This is a genomic window from Colwellia sp. BRX8-5 (assembly GCF_014077325.1).
Classification (GTDB): Bacteria; Pseudomonadota; Gammaproteobacteria; order Enterobacterales; family Alteromonadaceae; genus Colwellia_A.
Genome location: NZ_JACGVR010000030.1, coordinates 1 through 22384, shown reverse-complemented (window position 1 = coordinate 22384; position 22384 = coordinate 1). Strand labels below are relative to the sequence as shown.

The 22384-nt window shown below is 37.8% G+C and carries 22 protein-coding genes; 5 read left to right on the top strand and 17 right to left on the bottom strand.

The genetic code is table 11. The annotated features are described in order from the left end of the window. The first annotated feature begins 18 nt into the window (after nt 1-18). The gene (locus tag H4J62_RS15985) at nt 19-447 is read left to right on the top strand and encodes a hypothetical protein (RefSeq protein WP_182217170.1); all 429 of its coding nucleotides are present in this window, start codon (nt 19-21) and stop codon (nt 445-447) included. Between the two features lie 100 nt (nt 448-547). Here the strand turns inward: H4J62_RS15985 and arfA are convergent, their stop codons facing one another. The 5 genes from arfA to trxA form a co-directional block, all read right to left on the bottom strand. Further along, the gene (gene arfA, locus H4J62_RS15980; protein ID WP_182217147.1) at nt 548-751 is read right to left on the bottom strand and encodes an alternative ribosome rescue factor ArfA; all 204 of its coding nucleotides are present in this window, start codon (nt 749-751) and stop codon (nt 548-550) included. A 76-nt stretch (nt 752-827) separates the two neighbouring features. Further along, a complete protein-coding gene (fre, locus tag H4J62_RS15975) occupies nt 828-1523 on the bottom strand; it encodes an NAD(P)H-flavin reductase (RefSeq protein ID WP_070375347.1) in 696 nt (231 codons plus the stop codon). A gap of 53 nt (nt 1524-1576) precedes the next feature. Next, on the bottom strand, nt 1577-3079 hold the full coding sequence (gene ubiD / locus H4J62_RS15970) for a 4-hydroxy-3-polyprenylbenzoate decarboxylase (protein ID WP_070375346.1): 1503 nt from the start codon (nt 3077-3079) through the stop codon (nt 1577-1579). Nucleotides 3080-3217: 138 nt separating this feature from the next. Continuing rightward, complete coding sequence (gene rho / locus H4J62_RS15965) at nt 3218-4477, bottom strand: transcription termination factor Rho (protein ID WP_070375345.1); 1260 nt, start codon at nt 4475-4477, stop codon at nt 3218-3220. 214 nt (nt 4478-4691) lie between these two features. After that, nucleotides 4692-5018 carry a thioredoxin TrxA gene (gene trxA, locus H4J62_RS15960; RefSeq protein WP_070375344.1) on the bottom strand — a complete coding sequence of 109 codons (327 nt, stop codon included), beginning with the start codon at nt 5016-5018 and terminating at the stop codon, nt 4692-4694. Nucleotides 5019-5195: 177 nt separating this feature from the next. On the opposite strand from trxA, the gene rhlB reads away from it, so the two are divergent. Both rhlB and H4J62_RS15950 read left to right on the top strand, forming a co-directional pair. Then, complete coding sequence (rhlB, locus tag H4J62_RS15955) at nt 5196-6458, top strand: ATP-dependent RNA helicase RhlB (RefSeq protein WP_070375343.1); 1263 nt, start codon at nt 5196-5198, stop codon at nt 6456-6458. Between the two features lie 9 nt (nt 6459-6467). After that, nucleotides 6468-8003, top strand: a complete 1536-nt coding sequence (locus H4J62_RS15950) for a guanosine-5'-triphosphate,3'-diphosphate pyrophosphatase (protein WP_259367898.1) — start codon at nt 6468-6470, stop codon at nt 8001-8003. 72 nt (nt 8004-8075) lie between these two features. On the opposite strand, the gene H4J62_RS15945 is transcribed toward H4J62_RS15950, so the two are convergent. From H4J62_RS15945 to tatA, 7 genes are all read right to left on the bottom strand, one after another. Beyond that, nucleotides 8076-8927: a DMT family transporter gene (locus tag H4J62_RS15945; protein WP_182217150.1), complete on the bottom strand. Its 852-nt coding sequence runs from the start codon at nt 8925-8927 to the stop codon at nt 8076-8078. A gap of 154 nt (nt 8928-9081) precedes the next feature. Beyond that, nucleotides 9082-10101 carry a porphobilinogen synthase gene (gene hemB, locus H4J62_RS15940; RefSeq protein WP_070375340.1) on the bottom strand — a complete coding sequence of 340 codons (1020 nt, stop codon included), beginning with the start codon at nt 10099-10101 and terminating at the stop codon, nt 9082-9084. A 38-nt stretch (nt 10102-10139) separates the two neighbouring features. Continuing rightward, nucleotides 10140-10979 (bottom strand): GGDEF domain-containing protein, encoded by an 840-nt coding sequence (locus H4J62_RS15935; RefSeq protein WP_182217152.1) that lies wholly within the window; start codon nt 10977-10979, stop codon nt 10140-10142. Continuing rightward, nucleotides 10979-11767, bottom strand: coding sequence for a TatD family hydrolase (locus tag H4J62_RS15930; protein ID WP_182217154.1), 789 nt, complete (start codon nt 11765-11767; stop codon nt 10979-10981). Before H4J62_RS15930 ends, H4J62_RS15935 begins: the two co-directional genes overlap by 1 nt. Nucleotides 11768-11788: 21 nt before the next feature. After that, a complete protein-coding gene (gene tatC / locus H4J62_RS15925) occupies nt 11789-12532 on the bottom strand; it encodes a twin-arginine translocase subunit TatC (RefSeq protein WP_182217156.1) in 744 nt (247 codons plus the stop codon). A gap of 4 nt (nt 12533-12536) precedes the next feature. Beyond that, on the bottom strand, nt 12537-12956 hold the full coding sequence (tatB, locus tag H4J62_RS15920; RefSeq protein ID WP_182217157.1) for a Sec-independent protein translocase protein TatB: 420 nt from the start codon (nt 12954-12956) through the stop codon (nt 12537-12539). A gap of 3 nt (nt 12957-12959) precedes the next feature. Beyond that, nucleotides 12960-13199, bottom strand: a complete 240-nt coding sequence (gene tatA, locus H4J62_RS15915; protein WP_070375334.1) for a Sec-independent protein translocase subunit TatA — start codon at nt 13197-13199, stop codon at nt 12960-12962. A gap of 92 nt (nt 13200-13291) precedes the next feature. Here tatA and H4J62_RS15910 point away from each other — a divergent pair, with 92 nt between their 5' ends. Further along, on the top strand, nt 13292-14314 hold the full coding sequence (locus H4J62_RS15910) for a hypothetical protein (protein WP_182217159.1): 1023 nt from the start codon (nt 13292-13294) through the stop codon (nt 14312-14314). Between the two features lie 18 nt (nt 14315-14332). Here the strand turns inward: H4J62_RS15910 and H4J62_RS15905 are convergent, their stop codons facing one another. Both H4J62_RS15905 and rpoH read right to left on the bottom strand, forming a co-directional pair. After that, a complete protein-coding gene (locus tag H4J62_RS15905) occupies nt 14333-16966 on the bottom strand; it encodes an EAL domain-containing protein (RefSeq protein WP_182217160.1) in 2634 nt (877 codons plus the stop codon). A 288-nt stretch (nt 16967-17254) separates the two neighbouring features. Continuing rightward, nucleotides 17255-18118, bottom strand: coding sequence for an RNA polymerase sigma factor RpoH (gene rpoH, locus H4J62_RS15900; RefSeq protein ID WP_182175927.1), 864 nt, complete (start codon nt 18116-18118; stop codon nt 17255-17257). 313 nt (nt 18119-18431) lie between these two features. Here rpoH and H4J62_RS15895 point away from each other — a divergent pair, with 313 nt between their 5' ends. Beyond that, nucleotides 18432-19649, top strand: a complete 1218-nt coding sequence (locus H4J62_RS15895; protein ID WP_259364687.1) for an EAL and HDOD domain-containing protein — start codon at nt 18432-18434, stop codon at nt 19647-19649. Nucleotides 19650-19670: 21 nt separating this feature from the next. Here H4J62_RS15895 and ftsX read toward each other — a convergent pair whose 3' ends face one another. The 3 genes from ftsX to ftsY all read right to left on the bottom strand — a co-directional run. Further along, entirely contained in the window at nt 19671-20657 is a 987-nt protein-coding gene (gene ftsX / locus H4J62_RS15890) for a permease-like cell division protein FtsX (protein ID WP_404842420.1), read from the bottom strand. Next, on the bottom strand, nt 20641-21339 hold the full coding sequence (gene ftsE / locus H4J62_RS15885; RefSeq protein ID WP_182217164.1) for a cell division ATP-binding protein FtsE: 699 nt from the start codon (nt 21337-21339) through the stop codon (nt 20641-20643). The genes ftsX and ftsE overlap by 17 nt, the downstream gene beginning before the upstream one ends. 71 nt (nt 21340-21410) lie before the next feature. After that, nucleotides 21411-22384, bottom strand: a 974-nt coding sequence (gene ftsY, locus H4J62_RS15880) for a signal recognition particle-docking protein FtsY (protein WP_182231347.1), incomplete at its 5' end; no start/stop codon positions are given.

Here is a 22384-nt window from a genome sequence, read left to right as displayed (position 1 = left end):
AAATAAAAGAGGCCTATTATGTTTAGCATTCACGGAGAATGGAAAATTGAAGTTCGTGGCAATGTTGTTGTGCAATGGTTTTCTGGCACTTGGAACGAAGAAGCTATTATTGCTTATGTTAAAGAGTTTCGTGCTAAAGCGAGCCCGCTTAAAGGTAGTCCTTGGGCTATTGTTTCTTCTTTTGAGGATTGGGAGTTAGGTGTTCCTGCAATTGATAAACATATTGAAGAACATTGCCAGTGGTTCAAGGACAATGGTTGCAGCAAAGATTGTCATATTTACACAAAGAGCGCAGCCAAAGAAATGCAATTAGAAAGGCTAATACCCCATACTGATGCGTCTTATGAACGGCAAGTGTTTACCAATGCTAAAGATGCATCAACTTGGTTAGCGAGTCATGGCTTTTTAATTGATGGTTTAAGTATCAATCGAATCGCGAATAAATAGCCACTTAATCTAGTCATTCATTATAAAAAATAAAATAGTCATCGGCACCTACGCCATGATGACTATCTTCACAAAGCCCTATTTAATAAATACTAACGTACTAAGCATTTATTAAATAAGGTTCTCTACCTTGATGTTTGTTGTTACGTTTGAATGAACCTTTACCTTTTTTAGCCTGCACAACTTGCAGTTTATAAACTTTCGATGTGACAAGAGCCGCGAAAAAATTATCTTTGATTTTCCCTCGTCCTAAGTCTGTTGCTAAAGTATTTTGCAATACTTGACCCTGTTTATTTTTACTCATTAATTTTACTCTTCAATAATAAAAGCCATCGGTATGATGGCTTTATCGGTCATTCATTTAAAAACTTTATCTAATATTAAATATAGGCAAAAGCATCAGCAAACATATGTTCAACTAAGGCTCCTTGCGCTAAAAAGTCGGTGCGAACTGCGCCTACCATATCAAAACGTCCGGCCAAATAAATATCATAATCGGCTAAATTTTTAATATCTTTCATCACAACGTGGTGAACCATGCCAACTTGACCTTGCCAATTGTCATCAGGGTTCTCTACCACCGGGTGAAAAGTACCATTTTCTAGACCTGCAATAATTTTAGCTGTTTTTTCTAGTTCATAACAAGCACTTTGATCACGCAACCCCCAATAAACAGTAATCTTTCGCGATGACCTTTGTGACGCTAACAATTCATACATAGATTTTATATAAGAAAACCCTGTACCACCCGCCAAAAGTAAAAGCGGACGTTCGCTTTCACTGCGCAGCTGCGCATTGCCTAGTGGCATTTCTACAGTAACTGTATTATTGGCTTTAATATGTTCAATAACTTGCATTGGGTAACTGTCAGCACCTGAAGCACCAATTTGTAGTTCAATTAATTCAGCATTGGGTGCACTGGCAATAGAGAAAGGACGTTTATCATCCTCACTCATCACAAAATTTAAGTATTGGCCGGCTTGAAAATCGATTTGCTCACTTGGCTTTAATAGCACTTTATAAACAAACTCTGTCAGAGATGTTAATGATTCTACCTGACACTTAATTTTATTCATTTATTTAAACCTTTCATTATTCAGATCCTAAAACATGTTCAGGATAACAGTTACTAATTCTTTTTATCAGTTGTTGGAAATATATTAAGTTCATCCCAAATATTATCAACATCTGTTTTAACTTCTTCGGTCATCACAATAGGTTCACCCCATTCGCGATTTGTTTCACCTGGCCATTTATTTGTTGCATCCATACCCATTTTTGAACCTAAACCAGACACAGGAGATGCAAAGTCTAAATAATCAATCGGTGTGTTTTCAATTAATACTGTATCTCGACTTGGATCCATCCGCGTGGTCATTGCCCAAATTACATCTTTCCAATCACGAGCATTAATATCATCATCACAAACAATAACGAACTTAGTATACATAAATTGACGTAGGAAAGACCAAACACCCATCATTACGCGTTTTGCATGTCCGGCATATTGCTTTTTAATAGTAACAATCGCCAAACGATATGAACATCCTTCGGGTGGTAAATAGAAATCCTGAATTTCAGGAAATTGTTTCTGTAAAATAGGCACAAACACTTCATTTAATGCCACACCTAAAATGGCGGGTTCATCCGGTGGACGGCCAGTATAAGTACTGTGATAAATGGGGTCTTTACGATGAGTAATATGGGTTACCGTCATCACAGGGAAGTTATCAACTTCATTATAGTAACCGGTGTGATCGCCGTATGGCCCTTCTGGAGCTACTTCAGCTGGGTCTAGATAACCTTCTAAAATAATCTCAGCCGTCGCCGGTACTTCTAAATCGTTACTAATACATTTTGCCACTTCTGTTTTAGCACCACGTAATAAGCCAGCAAAAGCGTACTCTGATAAAGTATCAGGAACAGGCGTTACCGCGCCTAAAATAGTGGCAGGATCTGCACCTAAAGCAACAGAAATAGGGTATTTTTCACCTGGATTGGTTTGCTTAAATTCTTGAAAATCTAATGCGCCACCACGATGTGATAACCAACGCATAATAATTTTATTTTTACTGATTAATTGCTGTCGATAAATACCTAAATTTTGACGTTCTTTATGGGGACCTCGTGTAACCGTTAACCCCCAAGTAATTAAAGGAGCAACATCACCTGGCCAACATTTTTGAATAGGTAGTTTATTTAAATCTACATCGGCACCCTCAATAATAACTTGCTGACACAACGGCTTTTTAATCATTTTTACCGGCATATTTAAGACTTGCTTATAAACCGGGATTTTACTTATCGCGTCACGAAAACCTTTAGGAGGTTCAGGCTCTTTTAACATGGCAAGTAATTTACCAACATCACGTAAAGCACGCACATCAGGTTGTCCCATAGCCAAGGCAACACGATCAGGCGTACCAAATAAATTAGTTAGTACTGGCATGCCATGTGGTACACCATTTTTGTCGACGGGGTTTTCAAATAATAACGCTGGCCCCTCAGCACGTAGCGTACGGTCACTGATTTCGGTCATCGTTAAATCTGTAGAAATAGGCTGGGAAATACGCTTGAGCTGGCCTATTTTTTCCAACTGTTTTATAAAGTCTCTTAAGTCACTATATTTCATAAATTTAAATCACTCATCCGCTTAATAGTTTGACAGTGTTTTAAGCAAAAACGCCAGCTGTTATTGCTAACACTGGCGTTTATGTACGGGATGTACGGTATGTCGCAATCACACGGATGTGAATAAGCGACCAATAAACTATTTACGTTTCATAGAATCAAAAAATTCGTTATTCGTTTTAGTCATTGCTAGTTTGTCGATGAGGAATTCAATTGCACCAACTTCGTCCATTTCATGAACAATTTTACGTAAAATCCACATTTTCTGTAATTCTGCAGGTTTAGTGATCAATTCTTCACGACGAGTACCACTACGATTAATATTAATCGCTGGGAAAACACGCTTTTCAGACACTTTACGAGAAAGGTGTAATTCCATGTTACCGGTACCTTTAAACTCTTCGTAAATAACTTCGTCCATTTTAGAGCCGGTTTCTACTAGAGCTGTCGCGATAATCGTTAAACTACCACCGTGCTCAATATTACGCGCGGCACCAAAAAAGCGTTTTGGACGGTGTAAAGCATTGGCGTCAACACCACCGGTAAGAATTTTACCTGATGATGGAATAACCGTATTATAAGCTCGAGCTAAACGTGTAATTGAATCAAGTAGAATAACAACATCTTTTTTATGTTCAACTAAACGCTTAGCCTTTTCAATAACCATTTCAGCTACTTGTACATGGCGGTTTGCTGGTTCATCGAACGTTGATGCAATGACTTCGCCTTTTACCAAGCGCTGCATCTCTGTCACTTCTTCCGGACGTTCATCGATAAGCAATACCATTAACTCGGCATCAGGATGGTTATGAGCAATACTTTGCGCAATGTTTTGTAGTAATAATGTTTTACCCGCTTTTGGTGGAGCAACAATTAAACCACGTTGCCCTTTACCAATTGGAGAAGCCAAATCTAAAACACGTGCGGTAATATCTTCAGTTGAACCATTACCACGTTCCATGATTAAACGTTCATCAGGATGGATTGGGGTTAAATTTTCAAAGAGTATTTTGTTGCGAACATTTTCTGGCTTGTCGAAATTAACTTCTGCTACTTTTAATAACGCGAAATAACGTTCACCTTTTTTAGGTGGACGAATTTTTCCGTGAATAGTATCACCCGTTCGCATACTGAAACGGCGAATTTGACTCGGTGAAACATAAATATCATCAGGTCCTGCTAAATATGAGGAATCTGAAGAACGCAAAAAACCAAAGCCGTCTTGTAAAATTTCTAGAACACCGCCACCAAAAATATCATTATCGTTTTCGGCATGGGCATTTAATATAGCAAAAATTATGTCTTGTTTACGATTGCGGCCTAAATTATCAAGCTTCATAGATGCGGCAAGCTCGACAAGTTCGCTTATTGGTTTTTCTTTAAGTTCGATCAGGTTCATAGTGGGGTTCTTTAACTATTTATATTGAAGTGAGTTTGCCTGTTGGCATCATTGAAATTGGAGTTTGGTTTGAAATGTGGTTCATTAGAAAGCTAAATTTAGCACTAAAATTTAATCAGGTAAAGGATCAAAATTTGATCTATGGCTTTCTTCTTTAATTAATAAGCTAATATATACAAAAAAGGCTCGTAAATACGAACCTTTTTTTGAAAACTTATAAATTATTATCAATAAACTCTTTTAATTGAGTTTTAGATAAAGCGCCAACCTTAGTATCAGCGACTGCGCCATCTTTAAATAACAATAACGTAGGAATACCACGAATACCGTATTTAGGTGGAGTAATTGAGTTTTGATCGATATTTAATTTACCAACAGTTACTTGACCTGCATATTCTTCTGCAATGTCATTTAATAAAGGTGCGATCATTTTACAAGGACCACACCATTCAGCCCAAAAATCGACTAATATAAGGCCTGAGGCGGTAATTACGTCAGTATCAAAACTGTCGTCTGTTAACTGAACAATTCTATCGCTCATTTCTATCTCCGTTAAATGGTGGCATTTTGCCAATTGGTGGGGATTATAACGCCATCATTATGAATTACCAACTTTGATCTTATAACTGTTGGCTATTTCTAACATTAATTGAGTATTTATGAATACATTTACTCGATACCGTTTTTTATTAACTATATAACCTGTTAAGCTGTGCGCATGAATAAAACACACTTAACTGAAACTAAGTTCTCAGAACTTAACCTCGACACTAAAGTTGTCGCAGGTCTTGACGCTATGGGCTTTGAGTATTGCACTTCAATTCAAGAGCAATCTTTACCCATTTTATTGAAAGGTACTGATATTGCAGGCCAAGCACAAACAGGCGAAGGTAAAACAATCGCCTTTTTAGCTGCAACCTTTCATCACTTATTACAAAAACCAGATCCAAAGCATAATCAACCTCGTGCCTTAATCATGGCACCAACACGTGAATTAGCCGTACAAATTCACCGTGATGCTAAAGAAATGGCAAAAAGCACTGGCTTACGCTTAGGCGTAGTTTATGGTGGTGAAGGCTATGAAAGCCAACGCTTAGAGCTTGAAGCTGGTGTAGATATTCTTATTGGTACCTGTGGTCGTTTGCTCGATTATATGAAACAAGGTATTTATAACCTAAACAATATCGAAGTTGTTGTGCTTGATGAAGCCGATCGTATGTTTGATCTAGGCTTCATTAAAGATATCAGATATATGTTTAATCGTATGCCTGCCGCCACAGCACGTTTAAGCATGTTATTTTCAGCAACCTTATCTTTTCGTGTAAAAGAACTTGCATTTGAACACATGAATGAGCCAGAAAGTGTTGAAATCGCGCCAGAACAAAAAACAAACACTCGAATTTCTGAAGAATTATTTTATCCTTCTAACGAAGATAAAATGGCTTTGTTACAAACATTAATTGAAGAAGAATGGCCTGAAAAAGCGATCATCTTTGCCAATACTAAGCATGTTTGTGAAAAAGTTTATTCACATTTAGAAATTGATAACATCCGCGTTGGTTTATTAACTGGCGATGTACCTCAGAAGAAACGTTTAAAGATTCTTGAGCAATTTAGTGCCGGTGAACTAGATATCTTAGTTGCCACTGATGTAGCCGCACGCGGTTTACATATTCCTAGCGTAAGTCATGTATTTAATTATGATTTACCAGATGATTGTGAAGATTATGTACATCGTATAGGCCGTACTGGCCGTGCTGGTGCAACAGGTCATGCAATTAGTTTCGCATGTGAAGGCTATGTTTTTAACTTACCTCCTATCGAAACCTATATTGAACATGCCTTACCGGTAAGTAAATATAATCAAGATGCATTATTAACTGATTTTCCTACTCCTAAGCCTCGTCCTCGTCGCCATAAGCCTCAAAATGGTGGACAAAATCGTGGCAGAACGGGTGGCAACAACCAGCGCCGCCACTAAACGACTATGATGATCACCCATACTGAGATTTCCACACCTCTTTATGCGGTGATCGATTTAGGTTCAAACAGCTTTCATATGTTGATCACCCGACAGCTAGCTAATAGCGTTCAGGTGGTTGATAAAGTTAAACGTAAAGTTCGTTTAGCCTCTGGTTTAAATTCAGACAACCAACTAAGCCAAGCCGCGATTGCTCGAGGCCTTGAATGTTTAAGCTTTTTCGCTGAACGGCTGCAAGATATTCCTCAAAAAAACGTCCGTATTGTCGCGACAGCAACCCTGCGTCTTGCTAAAAATCGTGAAGAGTTTTTAACACAAGCTAATAAAATTTTGGGACAAAAAATAAAGCTACTCAGTGGTAAACAAGAAGCCAAAAATATTTATTTAGGGGTAGCACATACCAGTTGTGGTGCTAAACAACGCTTTGTTATTGATATTGGCGGCGCAAGTACTGAGCTTATTTTAGGTGATGGTTTTGTAACTAAGCAAGTCGAAAGCTTAGATATTGGCTGTGTCACTTTTAATAGCCGTTATTTCTCGGATAATAAATTAACGACTGAAAATTTTGCTCTTGCTATAGCTGCAGCAAAAAAAGTAATATTTCCTTTGGTTGAGCGTTTTAAAGAAACGGGTTGGAAGTTAGTGTTAAGTGGCTCTGGCACCATGCAAGCCCTGACCGAAATGCAACAATTTAACCATAAGAGTACTGGTGTTAATCTGCTTTTCTTACAGACTATTCAACAACAGTTAATACAATGTAAAACGATCAGTGAAATTAAGATTGCTGGGCTTAGCCAGGAAAGATCGCCCGTTATAGCCAGTGGCGTCGCTATTTTAATTGCCATCATTGAAAGCTTCAACATTGAGAACATTCAGTTATCAAGTGGTGCTTTACGTGAAGGTTTACTTTACAGCATGCTGCCTAAAAGGGTAGATATGAGTATCCGTCAGAGTACGATTAATTCTCTCACTGAAAAATTTCATATTGATAATCAACATTCCGCACGAATTCAAAGACAAGCGACAAGTTTATTTCACACCTATAAGGAAACTTGGTCATTAGATGAAGAAAACAGCTTAGCATTATTGAATGCTGCCTGTGAATTACATGAAATTGGTTTGTTATTAGAATTTAAGCAGCATCAGCATCATGGTGCCTACATATTACAACACGCTGATTTACCAGGATTTAATCAAATTGAACGACAATTACTAGTCACCTTAGTCCGGTTACACAAAGGTAATATTGATGTCGATTTACTAGAAAAACAAACGGCAGTAAATTTTCAGCAAGCAAGCTACCTGTTAGTTATTTTACGTTTAGCCATCATTTTATGTCGACGCCGCAAAGATGATGCTTTGCCCGATTATCAAACCGCTATTATTAAAAGTATGGGTGATGATATTATCAATTTATGTTTACCAACGACTTGGCTTGCTGCACACCCACTTATCGCTGACGAACTGCTCCAAGAAAGTGCCCATTTAACACCGCTTCATTTATCACTTAACATCCTTTGTGAGACTCAAGAAGCCCTTAAATAACCATTCATTTATCGTTTGACATCTACTCTAGAAAACTCAATAACACACTTAAACATCAATATTTAATGATCATTAGCTATTGGTTTTAGACGCCCAAAGATTGGTAAAAATAACAATACTGCCACCAATCACCATCATGAGCGTTATTTGTTCACCTAAAAGAAAATACGCGGCTATAGAACCGTAGATAGGCTCTAAACTTACCGCGATACTTGCTGTTTGCGCTTTAACCACCTTTAGAGAATGATTAAATAATGTATGAGCAACTGCCGTGAAAAGAACACCTAAAATAATTAATACCGACAACTGTTGGTAAGATATGGTGATCGGATATAAAAACATTAAGGGTAATAAACATACCGTGGCACAAGCGTTTTGATAGAAGGCCACTTTTTTAGCCGATGTTTTGGCAACAAACTTTCGATTTAACAGTGTTAACAAAGCAAAACTCATTGCCGATGTCATTCCCCATATAACACCATCGATATCCCCTGCACTTAAATGGTCAAGTGGTAGAATAAATAAGATACCAACAACCGTGAGTAAAGCCTGCAATAACGCCTTATAATGGAATTTTTCTTTAAACAACATCGGTTCGAGGAAACTAACAAAAACAGGGAAAGTTGCAAAAGTGATCAAGCCAATTGCGACACTTGATACCTGAATAGCATAAAAGAAACTGCCCCAATGAAAAGCTAAAACCAAACCAGTAAAAGCAAGTGGCAATAGTAGTGACTTTTCAACTTTTAGAGACTGCTTTCTTATCAGTAAAACAAAAAGCGCAATAGTTGCCGCGGCAAAAGCAGCACGACCAAAAACAATATGGCTGGCTGGCATATTTAGCCACTTAGCAAAAAGACCCGATATAGCGAAAAGTAACACCGCACTATGCAGTGAAAATAATGACTGTTTGTGACTGGGCATTCATGCTCGATTTAGTAAAATTAAACAAGCCATTCTACCAGCTAAAATAGCTCAGCTAATAGAATAAGTCGTTTGCCTATATATTTTTACTATCTACTTATAGCATTGCAAATTAAGATTTTTACAATAAGCCCCTTAAGATCGGGGGTTCACATTATTGTTCTTTTAACCAGTAAGCCACTTTTTTAGCAAAGTAAGTTAAAATACCATCGGCACCCGCACGTTTAAAAGCGAGCAAACCTTCCATAACACAGGGTTTTTCAGCTAACCAGCCATTTTGAATGGCTGCCATGTGCATTGCATATTCGCCACTCACCTGATAAGCATATGTTGGCACTTGAAAGGTATCTTTAACTCGGCGCACAATATCTAAATAAGGCATACCCGGTTTTACCATGACCATATCTGCACCTTCGGCGATGTCTTGAGCAACTTCATGTAATGCTTCATCACTGTTTGCTGGGTCCATTTGATATGAGAATTTATTACCGCCTTTAATGTTACTTGCAGAGCCAACAGCATCACGAAAAGGACCATAATAATTAGAAGCATATTTTGCCGAATAAGCTAAAATTCGCGTGTTTACAAAACCATGTTTTTCTAATTCTTGACGAATTGCCCCAACACGACCATCCATCATATCTGAAGGGGCAACCACATCGGCACCCGCTTGAGCATGAGACAACGCCTGCTTAACTAAAATTTCTTTGGTAATGTCATTTAATACGTAACCCTCATCTTTACCCTTTATGCCAAGAATGCCATCTTGTCCATGGGTCGTAAAAGGGTCAAGAGCAACATCGGTTATTACCCCTAATTCAGGAAACTTTGCTTTTAATGCACGAACAGTACGTTGAGCTAACCCTTCAGGGTTATAGGCTTCTTCAGCCATTAATGACTTTTTATTTGCTGGAGTGACAGGAAATATAGCAATGGCAGGAATACCTAAATCAACCAGTTCTTGCGCTTCTTCTAATAATAAATCAATACTTTTACGTTCAACGCCAGGCATAGAAGCTATAGCTTCGCGTTGATTTTCACCATCAAGAACAAAGACCGGGTAAATTAAATCATTAACGGTTAATTGATTTTCTGACATTAAACGACGCGAAAAATCATCACGGCGCATGCGGCGCATTCTGCGGGCAGGAAATTGCCCAAAAGCGTTACTCATAAAATTTTCCTATATAAATAAAGTTGATAAGTTAGCGGTTAACTATCGCTAGCTTTGACAACGTCTTGTTGTCTCACTTGATTGCGGCCATTATGTTTTGCTTGATATAAGGCTTGATCTGCTGCGGCAAAGAGATGCTCGGCTTGAACATCTTTTTGTTGTAAATAAGTACTAACACCACAGCTAATGGTTAGACTTATGATAGTGTTATTGTAGCTAACCTGACAGCTAGCAATACTTTCCCTTAATTCTTCAGCCAGTGCTAATGCCCCTTGGCTATCGGTTTCAGGCAAAATTAAACAAAATTCTTCACCGCCATAACGACAACTGATGTCTGCACTTCTTCGCAAGCAACTTTTAATGCAAGCAGCAACTACGATTAAACATTCATCACCGGCTAAGTGACCATAAGTATCATTCACTTTTTTAAAATGATCGATGTCAAGAATCACTAAGCTCAAGGGCGTTAAGTTACGGCGACTACGTCGATATTCAGCGAGTATTTTTTGATCATAAAACCTCCGGTTATACAAACCGGTAAGGTCGTCTAACGTATTCTTTTCTTCTAACTCTTTATTAACTTCTTCGAGTTCTTGCAAAGCAATATTGAGCTCTAAAGTACGCTCTTGTACTTTACTTTCAAGCTCATCGTTATCTTGAACTTCATTTTCAATGTGCTGATCTGCTGCATTGCTAGCAAGAGAGTTTTTAGTGTTTTTTTCTTGTGAAAAGACTAAAAACGCCATAAAGAGAGCCATAATTAATAACAGTAAGGTCAGCGATGAAAATTGCACAACTAACTGAATTATCGATAAAATCACCACTAATATTGCAACAATAAAAAGGTAAGAAGTTGACCGATTAAAGAGTGAGATCATTAACGCTCACCTAAGTTGAAAACTTTTCGCGCATTTTCACTGGTGGCATTAATAATGTCGTCGCTATGGCATTGGTACAAATGGGCGAGCTTTTCTATGACGTAAGGTAAATAGCTTGGTTCATTGCGACTGCTTTTGGGTTTAGGCTTAATGCTTCTAGGTGTTAAATATGGCGCATCTGTTTCAATCATTAACCTATCTAATGGGATTGATGGAATAAGCGCTTGTAATGGTTCTCCACGACGTTCGTCACACACCCATCCGGTAATACCAATATACATACCAGCTGACAAGCATTGATTTAACTCATTCTCATTACCGGTAAAGCAATGAGAAACCATAGCGGGCACAGCGGTTAAGTAAGGAGATAGTAATTGAAACCAGACAGGGAAAGCATCCCGTTGATGTAAAAAAAGTGGTAATTGAAGTTCTGCAGCTAATGATATTTGTTCAGCAAACACTTTTTCTTGTTGCTTTGGAGTAGAAAAATTACGGTTAAAATCTAAACCACATTCACCAATTGCTTTTACCGCTTTATTTTTAGCTAATAATCGAATGTCATCTAAATAGTTATCACTGACATTATCGGCATCATGGGGATGTATACCCGCTGTGGTATAAAGATAATCAGGATATTGTGCAGATAATTGTAAAGCTTTATGACTTTCAGAGATATTAGTTCCGGTAACCAACATAGCCCTGATACCAGCAGATTTAGCCCGCGCGATTAATTCATCACGGTCTTTATCAAAACGAGTATTTGTTAAATTAACGCCAATATCGATCATTAGCTATCCAGTTTCATCAAACTAAGCTTCTTCAGATTCGTTTTTTTTCTGGTAAATAGACGCTATAAAAACGCCTAATTCAAATAATAATAGCATGGGTACGGCCAATAATGTTTGTGAAATAATATCAGGCGGTGTTAACAACATGCCAACCACAAACGCACCAACAACAACATAGGGTCTTTTTGCACGCAAACTGTCGGGATCGGTAAAGCCGGTCCAACACAGTAAAATAATAACAATGGGTATTTCAAAAACAATCCCAAAGGCAAAGAATAATTTTAGAACAAAATCTAAATAACTGGTAATGTCGGTGGCAATATTTACCCCTTCAGGAGCTACAGAAGTAAAAAAAGCAAAAATTATTGGGAAAACCACATAATAGACAAAAGCAATACCACCATAAAATAGCAAGGTGCTGCCGAACATCAGTGGAATAACTAAGCGTTTTTCATTCTTGTATAAGCCAGGCGCAACAAAGGCCCAAATTTGATAAAGAATAAAGGGCATGGCAATAAAAATAGAAAGTACCATGGTTAATTTAAAAGGAGCAAAGAAAGAAGAGGCAACATCGGTTGCGATCATTTGTCCCCCTTCAGGTAAGGTTTCCATTAAGGGTTTGGAAACATATTCATAAATTTCATTAGCGAAATAGAATAAGCCTAAAAAGACAACCAAAACGCCCACCACAACGTTCAACAATCGGCTGCGTAATTCGAGTAAATGATCAAATAAAGTATAACTACTTGCTGGAGATGGATTCATGGTGTTACTTTTTATTTTCTTGTGAAGATGAAAGGTTAGCAGTGACTGCTGCTTCTTCAGTCACCTTATCATTTTTTTCAATATTTTCTGAGACAATACTTTGTGAGTCAACTTTTTCAGGCTCTTTATCGAGTTGATAAGGACGATTGACCATCTCAGCAGCTTCTTGTAATGTTTTTAATGATTCAGCAATCTCAGGTGATAGATTTTTCATATCCGCTTGTTCAGCTTTTTTCAAATTAGCATGTAATTCTTGTATGCGTAATTCTTCGGTAAGCTCGGTTTTTACACTATCACTAAATTTACGAACACCACTTATCCAACCGCGCACCGTTCTAATAGCAACAGGTAAACGTTCTGGACCTAAAACGATCATACCTATTATCGCAATCAGCGACAGCTCCCAAAAGCCAATATCAAACATCGCTTACGCCTGATCTTTTTCTTTTGTTTTTACTTTATCTTCGGTGTCGGTAGTAACAGACTTATCAGCAATATTTTCTGCACTTTCTTCTTCCTTTTTAGCGTTACTATCTGTCATAGCATTTTTAAAACCTTTAACCGCAGAGCCTAAATCGCCACCTAGATTACGTAATTTTTTTGTGCCAAATAACAACACTATAATAACCGCAACAATTAATAATTGCCAAATACCCATATTTCCCATGATAAACCCCTATTATTTAGAATGGATTCATTATAAAGTTTTAAAATGAAAAATCATCCTTTGATAGACAAAATAATGCGATAGGACAAACTTTGCAGAAAAAGCACCTTATTTATCTGAGTTGCTTGTTGATGATCAGCATTACCTTCACTACTTTTCAGAGTAATGCTAGACAAGATCAAAACATGGACAGTGACACTGAAAAGCAAATAGCAAAACCTATCAAACATCCACAAAGGCATGTTGTACCCACACTTGTGCCCGATGACTGGGGTCAAGACGTACACGACACCATCGCTAATTCCGTTTATCAATCGGCGACTTGGTTCGATAGTTTTTTTACTGATATTGATAGCCAACAAATTGAACCCAAAGCAACAGCCAAAATACGTTTTGGCTGGATACCCAAAGCACGTCATTTGGCGGAGCTTGACTCTCGTTTTCGATTAAAAGTAAAGTTACCGCACTTTAAAGATAAGATGAGCTTGATTCTTTCCGATGAAGATGACGTTGAAGACGGCCAGTTACCCCTCGATGGTATTGGTACTCGCCCAGAAATAAATGAAGAAAGCTTTGCCGCGGCCTTACGTTATGTGGTTAAAAAGAAGAGCGATAGCTTAGTCGATACTCGATTAGGAATTTCAGGCGGTGATATTTTTGTAAAAATACGTAAGCGCAAGTTGTATACCTTCAATGAAAAGCATGGTTTTAAAGTTGAACCTTCAACCTATTACTTTTTAGGCGACGGTCTTGGAGCCAAGTTATTTCTTGAATATAATTATCAATATAATGAAAAATCACAATATAGGATCAATTATACTATTCGCGGCTCTGAATCATTTAGTGGCATTCGATGGAAACACGGCTTTTATCAATTAAATCAATTAGATTCAACAACGGCCTCCGTTGTTGGTTTGCAAGTTGAAGGTGAGCGTAATGGTCAATATGGTTTTTTTACCGACAAATATACGCTGAGTTATCGTTATCGATTCAATGCACTAGAAAAATGGTTGTTTTTTGAAGTAGAACCATTTTTAGAGTGGTCAAAAGAGGATAACTACACCACCACACCTGGAATTGCGCTACGCATAGAAGGTTTTTTTAGTAAAATATAATTGATTGTTAACGAAAAATTAGGCGCTAACTTTAACTACAACCTCACTTTTGGTTATTATTCGTGGCATTTTTATCGGTCGACTAATATGAAAGCCCTGACCAAATTCACAACCGGCGTTCTGTAACTTTTTCAACATTTCCTCTGACTCGATTCCTTCAGCGACTAAATGGTAGCCAAAGTTACTGCCCAAATCATGCAAAGCCTTAACTAACGATAAATTTTTATTATTAGTATTTAGCGTACGAACAAAACTTCTGTCTAATTTGATAAATTCAAACGGGTAGTTGTGTAAGAAATTTAATGACGATGAACCCGCGCCGTAATCATCTAGAGCGAGTTTAACCCCAAATTCTTTTAATCGACGTAAGTTCTTCAGGGCTAATTCACTTTGTTGAGCAAATGCAGATTCATTAAATTCAAGAATTAAACGATGAGGCTCTATACCTGCGTCTTTAATTTGCTTGATCAACTTATTGAGCTGATTCGCTTGAACTAAGTGACGTCCCGATAAATTAATACCAATAAAAGCATTAAAATACTCGGTATTTTGTTGCCAGCTTTTTAATTGTTGACTAACTTCTTTAATAACCCAAGCTTCGATGTCTAATATCATGCCGGTTTCTTCGGCCATATATAAAAATTCACTTGGCGTTAGTAAGCCTTTAGTTGGATGCTGCCAACGTAATAAAGCTTCAAAACCAATGGTATTCGTTAACGTTAAGTTGGATATCTGCTGATAATGCAGTTCAAATTGACTCTTGGTAATGGCAACGCGTAATTCTTGCTCTAAAGTCATACTTGCCATAAGTTGTTCTCGCATGCTTTCATCAAAAAAGACATAACGACCACGACCTAAGTTTTTCGCTTGGTACATAGCGGCATCAGCATCACGTAAAATTTCATGAGAATCCTTATAATGACTGCTACATTGCGCAATACCTATACTGGCATTCGAGTAAAGTGTATGACCACCTAAACTGAAGGGTTTGGCAACAGCGGTAATAATGCGTGAGGCCACTTCTTCAATATCATCTTGACATTGTAGTGAATCAAGCAAAATAACAAATTCATCACCCCCTAAACGCGCTAAAATATCATTATCTCTGACACAGTCTTGTAATCTGAGTGCTATCTCAATAAGAAACTCATCTCCAGCATGGTGTCCCAATGTATCGTTAATCATTTTAAAACGATCTAAATCGATAAATAACACGGCAAAGCGTTGATCGGGATGACGCTTCAAATGTCGTAATGAGTAGCTCAATCGGTCTGAAAACATCGCTCTATTGGGCAGTTTTGTTAGGCCGTCATGGTGTGCTTCATAGTAAAGTTGCGCTTCTGCTTTTCGTCTCTCATCAATTTGCATACGCAAATTTAAATTACTCGCTTGTAGCTCTTGGGTACGTTGATTAACCGTATTTTCTAATTTTTCATGGTGTTTTTTTATTTCTGCTTGCGAACGCTTACGTAAAATAGCGGTATCAACGTGCTGGCTAATAAAGCGTATCAAGGTTAGGTCACTCTGTTGATAGGCTTGCGAATCTTGGTAATGCTGAATAGCTAAAATGCCGAATATCTTGCCATCTTCCATCAATGGTGCAGCAAGCCATGCTTGTGGCATTTTATTTTTAGGATAATCTATCGTCAGCGGTTCACTCGTTATTTCACCTTGCTCAGATAAATAAAAGACTTCACCTTCGGTGATCAATGTCGGTGCAACAGCATTTATCGCTAATTCTGTCAGACCAAAACCTAACATTCGAGGCAGAGGTGTATGCACTTTTTCATCGTCATAATAGGGGAAAGTCACGATAGAGTTATCTTTGTTATCACCCGTATCTAACAGAGCAATATATAAGTTCTTTGCTGGTAATAGAGTATTAATTTCTTGATGGATAGCTCGATAGAAGCAATCAATATCTTGTGAATTAGCCGTAATTTCTGAAATTGATAATAAGGCTTTATGCATTTTCACCGCTTTCTTACGCTCAGCAATTTCAACTTGTAACTGCTTATTCATTTCGGTTAGTGTTTCAGTACGCAGTAAAATACTTTCTTCTAATAATTCACGACTACGTACACGATCAATAGCGGTCACTAAATGCAAGGCAATAAATTCAAGCAACTGACAATCATATTCATCAAAGTAAAGTTTATCATCGTAACTTTGTAATGCCAGAACACCAATAACCTGATTCCCACGTCTAAGCGGAACACCAAGCCAATCAACACAGGATGAACCATAAAGAAAAATATCGCCTGATTTTGCTAATGCGAAACGCTCTTTAGCAGAGCAATGCATCGGCTTTTCATTTTCAAAAACCATACCTGTTAAGCATTTTCGCCAATCAGCAACTTTTAAATGATCATGTAAACGAATTTCTTCGGGGTTGTGACAATGAGCAAGCTCAAGATTATTTTTTGAATTGATCAGGGTGATGTGAAAACTATCGGTAATTAATAATGTTTTAATCACCGTTTTAAGCTCAGCATAAAAGGCTGCCATATCGGTAACTGTGCTTGCCAATTCAGACAACTGCAACAAACCCGACTGCATGGTTTTAACCTGCCGATACTTTTTAAGTAGAGACTTTAATTTGGGAAGCTGACGTAATGCCAGAATGTCTTCCTTTGCCTTTAATTCCGTCAAGGCGATTCCATAGTTAGTTATTAGTATTATTTTTAAGCGGTTAGTCTACCAAATTAATATCACTTGGCTAGTACCTTATTTGAATTGATAAGATCAATACAGTATATGTCTATTTTTTGTACACTATAATTGACGAGTTGCGCACGTTTACCAAAAAGGGACAAAAGACCGTTAATGATTAACATAAGCAAGCTAGTATCAGTGCTCAAAAGAGAAAGTCTACAAAAAGCAGACATAAAAAAACCGACGTAAATCGGTTTTTTTGTTGGTACAGACATGATCCAATAACTAAGCAGCCATTGAGCCTTTAAGTTTATTAAGGGCATTTTTTTCTAACTGTCTGACACGCTCTGCAGAAATATGATACTTGTTAGCTAAATCTTGTAACGTCGTTTTATCTTCAGTTAACCAACGGGTTCTTATAATATCTTGGCTGCGTTCATCAAGAATGACCAAGGCATTAGATAAACGCTTATTAGCATGAGAAGAGTGATCTTCATCTTCAACCTGAACAGCGAGATCTGACTGATGATCTTCAAGATATAAGGCTGGAGAGTAACCTCCACCAGCAGAATTATCAACATCGTCAGACGACAGCTCAAAAGCCTGATCTTGATTACTCATTCTAGATTCCATCTCTAAAACATCTTTAGGCGTAACACCTAGAGTCTCTGCAACATTATTAATTTCGTCGTTACTGAACCAACCTAAACGTTTTTTGTTTTTACGAAGGTTAAAAAACAATTTACGTTGTGCCTTGGTTGTTGCCACTTTAACAATACGCCAATTACGTAACACAAACTCATGAATCTCAGCTTTTATCCAATGAACAGCAAACGACACTAAGCGTACACCCACTTCCGGGTTAAAACGCTTAACAGCTTTCATTAAACCAACGTTACCTTCTTGAATTAAATCAGCTTGAGGTAAACCATAACCTGCATAACCTTTTGCTACATGAATAACAAAACGTAAATGCGACATAATAAGCTCTTGTGCCGCTTGTAAATCATTTTCTGAATATAAACGAGTGGCGAGTTCATTCTCACGCTGTGCAGTAAGCATAGGAATGCCATAAGCAGACTGCATGTAAGATTCAATACTACCGCTACGTGGAACTGTTAGCGCCATTGATTGTATCGGTTTACTCATTTTAAAAACCCCTCTTTATCGCTCTTTAATAACTCTTAAATAATTTTAACTTTCTAGCTCGCTATAATAGCATACATCGACCGTGTAGGCGAGCAACGCATCACACATTACCTTACAACACAAGACGAAACAACTCAGTCAAGTAGATTTATCTGTTTTTTTTGTGTACATTTGTTAACATAAAAGTATCAGAAAACACTTTAAACTTACAAAACAATAACTTAGCTTTTGTATCAAGATGTAATTTAACAAGGATGTGGCTATTACTTTATGTATTTAAGTAACTTATAAATGAATTTTAGAGGGTCATAATTTGTACTCATATGTTGCTCGTCAACCCATCTTAGATATTAAACAAAATGTTGTTGCCTATGAATTGCTTTTTCGTGATGGTAAAAGTAACAGTTTTCCTGATATTGATCCTAATCAAGCAACATCTAACATACTAACTAATAACCATTTAAGCTTAGGCATAGAACAAGTCACTGGTGATCTACCCGCATATATTAACTTTCATGCTGATACCTTGATTTTTCACTTCCCAAGCTTCCTTGATCCCAAAAACGTGGTATTAGAAATTTTAGAAGACGTTCCGGTAACCCCTGAGCTATTAGCTGCTTGCCAGTCACTTCATGAGAAGGGTTATAAATTAGCCTTAGACGATTTTGACTTTGATGAAAAGTGGGCTCCATTTTACCCTATCATAGACATTATCAAAATTGATGTCCTACAGTTTTCTATTCTAGAAATTAGCAAGCTGGTCAGAAAAATTGCTGGGCTAAACGTAACACTATTAGCTGAAAAAGTAGAAACTTCACAACAATTTGAACGATTAAAAATGCTGGGATTTACACTTTTTCAAGGTTATTTTTTTGCAAAGCCAGAAATGCTAAAACAGCGAAAAATCACCACGGCAAAACAAAATATCCTCGAACTGATCAGCCAAGCAAGCCAAGTAGAGTTAAACATTAACAAAATCAGTGAAATTTTTGCCGTTGATCCCGGCTTAACTTATAAATTACTGCGTTTTATCAATAGTCCTACCTATGGTAGTAGCCAGGAAATAACCTCGTTAAAACATGCTCTTGCTTATATCGGACAAGTTGAACTGAAAAAATTTATCGCGTTGCTTGCACTGTCAGATTTAAGCTCAGATAAAAATCCAGAAATTATGCGTCTTTCTTTGGCACGAGCTAAGTTTTGTGAAAAAATAGCCCTTTGCCGTTTTGAAAGTGAAAATCCGCCTAAAGCTTTTCTCACCGGTATATTATCGTTAATCGATGGTATTTTAGATCATGAATTAGAATATGTATTAGGTGTATTACCTATTCATCAAGGCATAAAATCGGCATTAAGAAGCGAGCAGTGTGACCTTGGAGATTACTTGTCATTAGTAAAAAACATTGAACAAGGCTTATGGGCAGAGGGTGAAGAAATTGCCAAGAGAATTACTTTAGAGAGTGAACTTTGTTTTCAAGCTTATAAAGACTCACTGTCATGGGCAGACGAAATGATCGCCTGTGGAACTTAAATCGACATTTAGTAGACTTTATTAATCAGCGGTAGGCTCTATGGCACGAATATGCTTACGCACTGAAATATAACTTCCTGATAAACCGAGTATAACGGCAAATAATATCAGTGTCATCGCTTCTGAAAAGCTTAAACCACTAATAATAAAGTTACTCTGATATAAGTGGGTTAATTCAGAGAGAGCCCCAGATAAATATTTAGCGAGCAGAGCCACACATAACCAAGAGACCACCCCCCCCAAAATACCATACCAAAGGCCCGCATATAAAAAAGGACGCTGAATAAAGCTATCCGTCGCGCCGACAAGTTTCATCACAGCAATCGCATCTTTTTGATTTAAAATAGCCAAGCGTATAGTGTTGCCAATAATGAGCACCACAGACAAACACAGTAATGCACCGATACCTACCACGATATCTTCAATAAGTTTAGCAATAGCTTCTAATCGAGAAAGCCATTCGAGGTCTAATTTTCCTTGCTGAACCTCTCGTTCTTTTTCTAGCTTCAATAATAACTCTCCAGCCGCCTGTGTTTGACTAGCACGCGTTGTTGGGGTCACTAAGAGTGTTGCTGGCAAGGGATTTTTATCTAAATATTCTAGCGCCTGTCCAAAACCAGATAAGGTTTTAAACTCTTGTAAAGCCTGCTCTGCCGAGATGTAAGTAACTTTGGCAACCTCAGGATAAAGTTCAATTCGATGAACTAAGTTTTGTGCCGCTTTCTCAGTCACTGACAATTTCAAAAACAAACTGATTTCTGAGGCGGTATCCCACTGTTCACTGATGGCTTTAGCATTTTTGACAAATAAATGTAACGTAGCCGGTAAGGTTAAACTGATACCTAAAACCAAAACCGTCATTATTGAGGTGAAAGGAGTACGCCATAAATCGCCTAAACTACCTACGGCTTGTTGAACATGTCGAATTAATCTATCTGTTATTTTTGCTGCAAAATTTAATTTCTGCGAAGGTTGGCCAAAACGGGTAGGTTTATTCATTGTTTTCATGCCTAACTTGTAAACCTTCAACGATACCATCGGTGATCATTGAACCTTGCTTAAGCGTCAGCGTTCTATATTTCATTCTAGCAATTAGCCCCAGATCATGCGTAGCTATGAGTACGGTAACGCCAAAATCATTAAATTCTTCAAACAAGCGAATAATATCTAAGGAAAGCTTAGGATCTAAGTTTCCGGTTGGCTCATCAGCAAGCAAGATTAATGGTTTATTCACTAATGCTCTAGCAATGCCAACTCGCTGCTGCTCTCCACCTGACAACATATTAGGAAAACAACGTAATTTATCGCTCAAGTGGACTTTATCTAGCGCTGCTTCCACGCGTTTTCGCGTTTCCTTGTGGCTATACCCTTCAATGACTAAAGGCAATGCAACATTATCGAAAATAGTTCTGTCCATTAATAGATTATGGTTTTGAAAAATCATTCCTATTTTTCGGCGAGCATAAGGAATATCTTTATACTTTATATTTGATATTTCATTACCGTTAATTTGGATTTTACCACTGGTCGGCTTTTCCATTAAGCTCATTAGCTTTAAGAGTGTACTTTTCCCCGCTCCTGAATGTCCGGTTAAAAATGCCATTTCCCCCGCAGCCAATTCAAAACTAACATTTTTAAGTGCTAGAAAGCCACCAGGATAGGTTTTACTGACATTGTTAAAGTGGATCATAAAATGGCCATACTCTTATTTTTGTTGTTCTTCACATAGTGTAGTCGGGCATCAAAACTATACCGTAAATCTTAGCTATCTTGGGTGAATAATGCATCAATAAAATCTTCACCGTTAAACGGACGTAAATCATCAATGCCTTCACCAACACCTAAATAGCGGATAGGAATCGCATTTTTATCGGCAATAGCAAACACAACACCACCTTTAGCCGTACCATCAAGCTTGGTTAATGTTAGTCCCGTCAAACCAACCGCTTCATTAAATAATTTTGTTTGGCTTAACGCATTCTGTCCAGTACCTGCATCTAAAGTTAACATCACTTCATGAGGTGCTTTATCATCAATCTTTTTCATAACACGGACAACTTTTTTCAATTCATCCATTAAGTGACTTTTGTTCTGCAGCCGGCCAGCTGTATCAGCAATGAGTACATCAACACCACGGGCTTTTGCGGCACTAATCGCATCAAAAATAACAGAAGCACTGTCTGCGCCAGTATGCTGGGCAATAACAGGAATATCGTTGCGCTCGCCCCACACTTGTAATTGCTCAACCGCCGCTGCTCTAAACGTGTCACCGGCCGCTAGCATGACCGATTTACCTTCAGCTTGAAATTTTTTCGCTAATTTACCAATAGTGGTGGTTTTTCCAACCCCATTAACACCGACCATTAAGATAACAAAAGGACCTGAATCATTATTAATCTCTAACGGCACACTTGCTGGCTCAATAATTTTCTTTAACTCTTCTTTGAGTAAATCATACAAAGCTTCAGCATTTTTAAGCTGTTTACGTGATGCACTTTCTGTAAGTGATTTAATAATTTTTGTGGTCGTTTCAATACCCACATCAGCTAACAGTAAATGTGTTTCAAGTTCTTCAAATAACTCGTCATCAATTTTTTTGCCACTGAATAAAGTAAATATTCCCCCACCAATATTTTGGCGTGTTTTAGTCAGTCCTTGCTTTAATCGAGCAAAGAAACCAGCCTTAGCTGCTGGCTCTGGCTCTGGCTCTGGCTCTGGCTCTGGCTCTGGCTCTG